5 protein-coding genes and 1 pseudogene are annotated in these 6,000 nt (G+C 62.2%); all 6 read left to right on the forward strand.

The features are described from left to right. The first annotated feature begins 306 nt into the window (after positions 1-306). A complete protein-coding gene (locus tag RhoBH5_RS30870) occupies positions 307-1,023 on the forward strand; it encodes a ParA family protein (protein ID WP_270009382.1) in 717 nt (238 codons plus the stop codon). After that, positions 1,016-1,486 carry a hypothetical protein gene (locus tag RhoBH5_RS30875; protein WP_270009383.1) on the forward strand — a complete coding sequence of 157 codons (471 nt, stop codon included), beginning with the start codon at positions 1,016-1,018 and terminating at the stop codon, positions 1,484-1,486. Before RhoBH5_RS30870 ends, RhoBH5_RS30875 begins: the two co-directional genes overlap by 8 nt. A gap of 308 nt (positions 1,487-1,794) precedes the next feature. Next, positions 1,795-2,844, forward strand: coding sequence for a DUF2637 domain-containing protein (locus RhoBH5_RS30880; RefSeq protein ID WP_442972494.1), 1,050 nt, complete (start codon positions 1,795-1,797; stop codon positions 2,842-2,844). Next, positions 2,844-4,664, forward strand: coding sequence for a hypothetical protein (locus RhoBH5_RS30885; RefSeq protein WP_270009385.1), 1,821 nt, complete (start codon positions 2,844-2,846; stop codon positions 4,662-4,664). The genes RhoBH5_RS30880 and RhoBH5_RS30885 overlap by 1 nt, the downstream gene beginning before the upstream one ends. 1 nt (position 4,665) lies before the next feature. Further along, positions 4,666-5,457, forward strand: a complete 792-nt coding sequence (locus tag RhoBH5_RS30890) for a hypothetical protein (protein ID WP_270009386.1) — start codon at positions 4,666-4,668, stop codon at positions 5,455-5,457. 244 nt (positions 5,458-5,701) lie between these two features. Continuing rightward, a pseudogene (locus RhoBH5_RS30895) lies at positions 5,702-6,000 on the forward strand (cutinase family protein); the annotation flags it as partial.

Here is a 6,000-nt window from a genome sequence, read left to right on the forward strand (position 1 = left end):
AAATTATCCAAAATGGATGGTCGCACTCGCCGCCGTGCACCCCCGGAAAAGGGTGGATGGCCAGTGGCCGGTTATTGCTAACTCGCTGGGTTGCCACCGGGGTCCGCATTGGATGCCACAGCAACGCCAATGCCCGCATAGCGTTCTAGCGCCATGACGCTGTCGTGGTTGCAGTTGAGAGTTCTGCCGCCGTAACGCTGGAAAATTCTGCCTTCATAGCGCTTGAAAGCCTTAACGTTGTAGCGCTAAAACGCCAGAACGCTTTAACGCTTGACCGTTGTAGGGTTATGCAGTTACGATACTGGAATGGCAAAGATCATCGTCCTTCATTCGCGCAAGGGTGGTGTCGGTAAATCCACCATCGCCTACGAGTTGGCCTACCTCCTCGGTGCGCCGCTCGTTGACACCGAACATGACGGGGGGGGAGTGACCCGCAAGTTCGGGTACCGGCACGAGGAACGCCTCCGGGCTCCGATGCTTCAAGCGTTCGAGTCGGGGAAGACGCCGAAGTTGCTCAAGGGACACAACAAGGCTCGACTCTTGCCTGGGCACCCGGATCTGTACGTGTATCCGCCGTCTGAGGAGCGGATGGCCGAGTCGTTGCTCCAATGGGCAAGCGACTGGGGGGATGAGTACGTGGTTGTCGACACTCACCCCGGAGCCAGTAGCACCGCTCACGGCGCGATGTCCGTTGCGGATCTCGTCCTGACGCCGACAGCTCTCAGGACGCTCGATTTGGACGGAACGGAACAGTTCGTCAAGGAAGCCGCCGACTATCCGCTGGCTATCGTCCCGAACTTCGTTCCCCGCACCCCACCGCAAGCGGAAATCGACCGACTGCGGCAGATCGTCTCCGGCACACCTGTGCAGGTCACGCCTTTCGTGCCCGCGGTTCTTACTGTCGGGACGAGAAAGAAGCGCATGGCGATCACGGCCGAAGAGCCGCCTTCGAGGTCCCTACAGCCCGTTGCGGAAGCAATGACCAAGATCGCCGACTTCGTGAAGGGATATGTCCATGAATGACCCGATGGACGGCCTTGCCGCCCTCGATGCAAAGCGGACTCGCGTCGGCCGACGACTTCCGCCGCCGAGAAACGCACCGCGCACACAACCTGTCGTCGCGCCCGCGCCCGCGCCCACACCGGCGACGGTCGAAGCACCGCCTGTTGTCGAATTGCCCCTCACGCCCAAGCCTGTCGCGCCAGTACAGCAGCCGGCGCCGAAAGTAGCAGAGGCGAAGCCTTTGCAGGTTGAAGCTCAGCCGCTGGAGAAGGCTTCGATCTACCTCGATCCGCAGAGCGACGAATTCCTCGAATCCGCACGCATTGCAGGACGACGATCGAAGCCACGCGTAGATGCTTCACGAAGCGCCGTGGTCCGCCTCGCCCTTGCGCGTCTGGCCGAACAAATGACCCCTGACCAGGTCGTTCGCGAGCTAGTACTTCGGGCACCCGCCCATACGGGAGAGGGACGACGACGGTATTGAGAGTTATAGCTCTACAACGCTGTAACCCTTAAGCGCTGCAACGTCATACCTCTAAAGGAAAACCCTGGCAGTGCTACAACACCGCCAGGGTCGATGACCACAGAATGGACCTGTGACCACATGCACCAGCATATCTGCGGGCTACTCGATGCCGCACTCGAAATCACACCGGCAGTGGGGGAGTGGTCGCGATGAGCGCCCCTCGAACCGATTCGGCTGACACAGAGAATCACTCAGCAGAGAAACCACACGAAATTCGGACCGCAACCAACTTCAGCCTCAGGGCAGCACGCATCCAGCTAGGCGCGTTGCTCGTTGCGCTTGTCGTTGCAATTCTCATTGCGCTGGGTATCACCACCGGCGCATTTGTGCTTTCCTTCGCCGTGCAACGCGACCTCGCACGGCAGGCGTTGATACCTGAGCATCTGACATGGATCTTCCCCGCGATTGTGGACAGCGCAATCTTCGGCGCAACGATCGCAATCGTCATCCTGAGCAAGCTCAAGGTGAACCGGTGGGACAAGCGGTTCTACATCGCGCTCGCTGTCGGCGTCGTGGCAATCAGCATCCTCGGCAACGCCTATCACGCGTTTCACGCCGCCGTTGCGGCGCAAGCAACAGTCGACAGTGGGGGAGTGCTCGGGTTCGTTCCGCTGGCTCCGGCTGTTGCAGCAGCTATTGCGATCATCCCGCCCGTGCTGGTCCTCGCCTTCACTCATGGCGTTGGGATTCTCATCAAGGCGATCGGTGCCGCGCACGCGCAATACTCCGAACTCGTTCGATCCGCGGACCACCCAACAGCGTCCCTCGACACCGTCGATGAGCAGGTCGTTGCACGCATCGAGATCGACACCGAACCGAGCAACGTGAGCAATGGAGTTGCCCCGGTCGACTACGTTGCACTGGTGCCTGTCGACACCGCCGAAGACGTCGCACCGGACGCCGTACCTATCGATACGACCCGCGACGTTGCACCAGACGTTGCTGCTGCTTCTCCGTCGATTCCCGCCCCTGAATCCACCCCTGACGACTTCGCAGCCGGTTCGGTACTGCCTGAACCGCAGACGGTGGAACAGCTCCTCACATTCATCGACACCGCCGACCTCGACCCGGAAGTGAAGGAAACCGCACGGCTCAAGATCACCCGCCCGCACCTGACCTTCGCCGAGCTGGCCGATGCCACCCACGTGCGAGCAGCAAGCACCGCAATGCGCCGGTACAAGAGGGCTGAGGAAGCTGCCATTGCGGCTGGTTTCACCATCCCGCCGCTGCCCACCCTCGACCAACTCCCCGACATGGCGTTCGGCAACGCCCGCAACGAGGACATCGAGAACACCGCGCAATTGGTGCACAGCTGATGGGCCCGAAAGGCGAATCCCCGCCAGAAATTGCGGAACAGATCGCGCTCTTCGACCTCGCGGACAGTGATGCAACGACCGGCTGCAACGACGAACGCAACGACGAACGCAACGACAGCGCCGAAACGGTCGTTGCAGCAACGACCGCCACAGAAGATGCTTCCGCCGACGCCGTTGCGGACACGTCAGCAACAGAGACCGACATTGCATCCAATACCGCTGACGCCGCGCACTCACCGCCAATGTGGGAGCGCTTGCCAGCGGGTGAGGAAGCAGACGGGCACGCCATCGTCGTCTCCGCCGAAGGCTCTTGCCGCCCCTCCGGGCACCCCCTGACCGGACCCGTCGATTCGATCGCGAAACTTGCCAAGCTCATCGGCTGGGCTGGTCTGCAACCCATGGGCGCACCCGCACAGGTATGGATCGTCGGAATGGACGCCTGCGAACAATTGGGTTGGATGATCGATCCCGGCAGCGAAGACGACGCAACGCCCGAACAGCTACGCACCGACGCCTGCACACAGCTCGAACACCTCATCGGCACATCTCTCGAACCGATGCTCGCGGACGGATGGGAACTGCGCGGAACACCCGGCCACCGCATCCACCTCTCCCACACAGTCGGAAAGTCGACAGCGATGGTCGATGTCATCCTCGAGCCCTACGCGTGGACGATGTGGAACAGCGGCGACACCCTCGGCATCCTCGGAACCGAATCAGACGACGAACTCCGCGACACCGAACTGCCCAGCGCCGACGCGGACGCTGCCCGAGAACTTGGCCGGCGGTTGGCGTGGAGCGTGAAGAACCTTGGTGTTCTGCCTGGTCACACGGGTGCACGTACAGGCGCGGCCGTCCTCGACAAGATCAGACGAGAACGCAAACGCACCGGTAAAGGACTCATCGTCAACACCGCAGGACCAGTGCCCCCGCTCGACAACGAGCGACCCGGAGACCTCGAACCGGCCGTGCTCTGGACACGTCTGCCCGAGCCAGGGGAACTCGACGACACCACCCAACTGGTCACGATCGATCAGCGCGCCGCCTACCTCGCCAGCGCTGGAATGCTCACCTTCGGAACCGGCACATCGCGGCACATCTTCGCAGACGAAGCGGAAACCGCCGCACGCGAGACCAAACGCCCCTTCGGGCTCTGGCTCGTCACCCTGCCCGCAGCCGCGTCGTTGAACCTGCCCGCACGCCTGCCGCTTCCGCACCCGCACATGCGAGACGATCAGCCCGTCAGCACGTGGGTCACCACCGTCAGTCTCGAAGGACTGACCTCGCCCGTCGTCGACGGCGGCGCAGGGCTCGACGTCGACGATCTCGCCATTTCCGAAGCCTGGATCTACGCCGAGCAAGGCAGAGCACTCGAAAGCTGGGCCGCGACACTGCGCACCGCACGCCAGATCGCCGCAACCACCGACGACCGACCGATGAAAGAGTTCACAGCCGCCTGCTACAAGGGATACATCGGCCGGATGCTCAACCCCGACATGTGGACATCGACGAAAATGCAGCATCACCATCAGCCGTTGTGGCGGGCGTCGATCATGGCCCACAGTCGGTGGAGAGGTCGCCGCGCGGCAATGCGCATCGCCCGCGAAACCGGCCGCTGGCCCCTGCGCACCGTGACCGACTCCTGGGTCTACGCCATCTCCGACGACGACCAGATCGCGGACGACAGCACCGCATTGGGCAAGCTGACGATCGAAAAACAAACACCACTCAGCGGCAGCATCATCGAGGATCTCTACAGCGCCAACGAAGGCGTTCAGGTCCGCGACATCCTGGCCCGTGCCTACCGCGAAGGACATTGAGATGGCCAGACAACACCGCCCCCGGCCGCGAACAACCCCGCCCGGTCAGAGCACAACCCGCATCGGCGGCACACCGGTCCGCGTCAACGACAACGCCGTCTCAGGATTCGGAGATGCCAGCGCAGACGCCGGAATCGATCAGCTTTCCCAGCTGAGCAGCATCCGCGATGTACGAACACGGATCGGTGCCGAAGGACTTCGCCAAGCCGCGATAGACGCCGGACGACGACCCCCGTCAGATCGAACCCTGCGACGGTGGGTACACGATGGACGGATTCCGCACCCGGACGTTGCCGCCAACGCGCAACGCCGAGCCGCGATCGACCGTCTCGGGGGAGTGCGCGCCGTCGCCGCCGTCGTCGGCCGCTCGCCCGCTTCGGTCTCTCGCTGGCAGTCAGGCAAGACGAACCAGCTGCGCGGCGCTGCCAATCGCAAACTCGCAGATGCTCGCGTGAGCGAAACTCTCGCTCGCGCCGGAATCGTCGACCGCGCCGGGAACCAGCGCCGCGCGAAAGTCGTAGTCCGAGCAACAGTTCACGCCCGCAGCGGAGACAGCATCGGCTACGACTACCGACAGAAAAAGGTCATGGGATTCGACGGAGTCGGGGGAGACCTGCTCGACGAGGGAGACTCCCGCGCATTGGCCGACGCAGTCGCTCGTGGTGATCACGCCGCAGCGGTCGCCGTGCTCGAACGCCACGCATCACTGAACTACGCGAACTTCGACTCGTTCAGCGACATCGACGGCATGCACTTCGACTCGATCGAGTCCATTTCCATCGACTGGCAATAACGCTTGCGCAATAGCGTTTTCGGCTGAGAAAACAAGTTATCCACAGTCGAGTGGTGGATACGAGAGTTATCCACAGTTGCATTGCGGTGCCCCATTTTTGAGGTGAGACTGTGCGCGAATCACCTCGGCAGGAGGCGAATGTATCTCTCATCTGCCGGGTGAGCATTGTCCACCCGGCAGATGAGGTAACCAAATGCTTACCGCACGAGCATTATTCAACATCGAACACTCGAAATGGACGGATATGAGCCTCCGTGTGCTGGTAGGCGGACTCGTCATCTCCACGATCGGAGCGGGCACCCTTGCGCTCACCGCCCCCTCGATTGCCTCGGCCGCAGCCTCCGGATGCACCGATGTTCTCGCGACCATGACCCCCGGAACGTGGGAAACGACATCCGACGCCGATCCCAGCGTCCCCGTCGGAATGCTCTCCACCGTGGGCGATTCACTCAAAGCCAAGTACGGCGACAAAGTCGAACTGTTCTACACCAACTACGCAGCATCGGCGTTCGACCAGGGAAAGACCTACGGCGACAGCAAAGC

Source organism: Rhodococcus sp. BH5, from assembly GCF_027583855.1.
GTDB classification, from domain to species: domain Bacteria; phylum Actinomycetota; class Actinomycetes; order Mycobacteriales; family Mycobacteriaceae; genus Rhodococcus_F; species Rhodococcus_F qingshengii.

Excerpts from the sequence above, each read along its gene's own strand:
- RhoBH5_RS30870 (WP_270009382.1), top strand. The coding sequence starts at position 307 with ATGGCAAAGATCATCGTCCTTCATTCGCGCAAGGGTGGTGTCGGTAAA.
- RhoBH5_RS30875 (WP_270009383.1), top strand. The coding sequence starts at position 1,016 with ATGAATGACCCGATGGACGGCCTTGCCGCCCTCGATGCAAAGCGGACT.
- RhoBH5_RS30885 (WP_270009385.1), top strand. The coding sequence starts at position 2,844 with ATGGGCCCGAAAGGCGAATCCCCGCCAGAAATTGCGGAACAGATCGCG.
- RhoBH5_RS30890 (WP_270009386.1), top strand. The coding sequence starts at position 4,666 with ATGGCCAGACAACACCGCCCCCGGCCGCGAACAACCCCGCCCGGTCAG.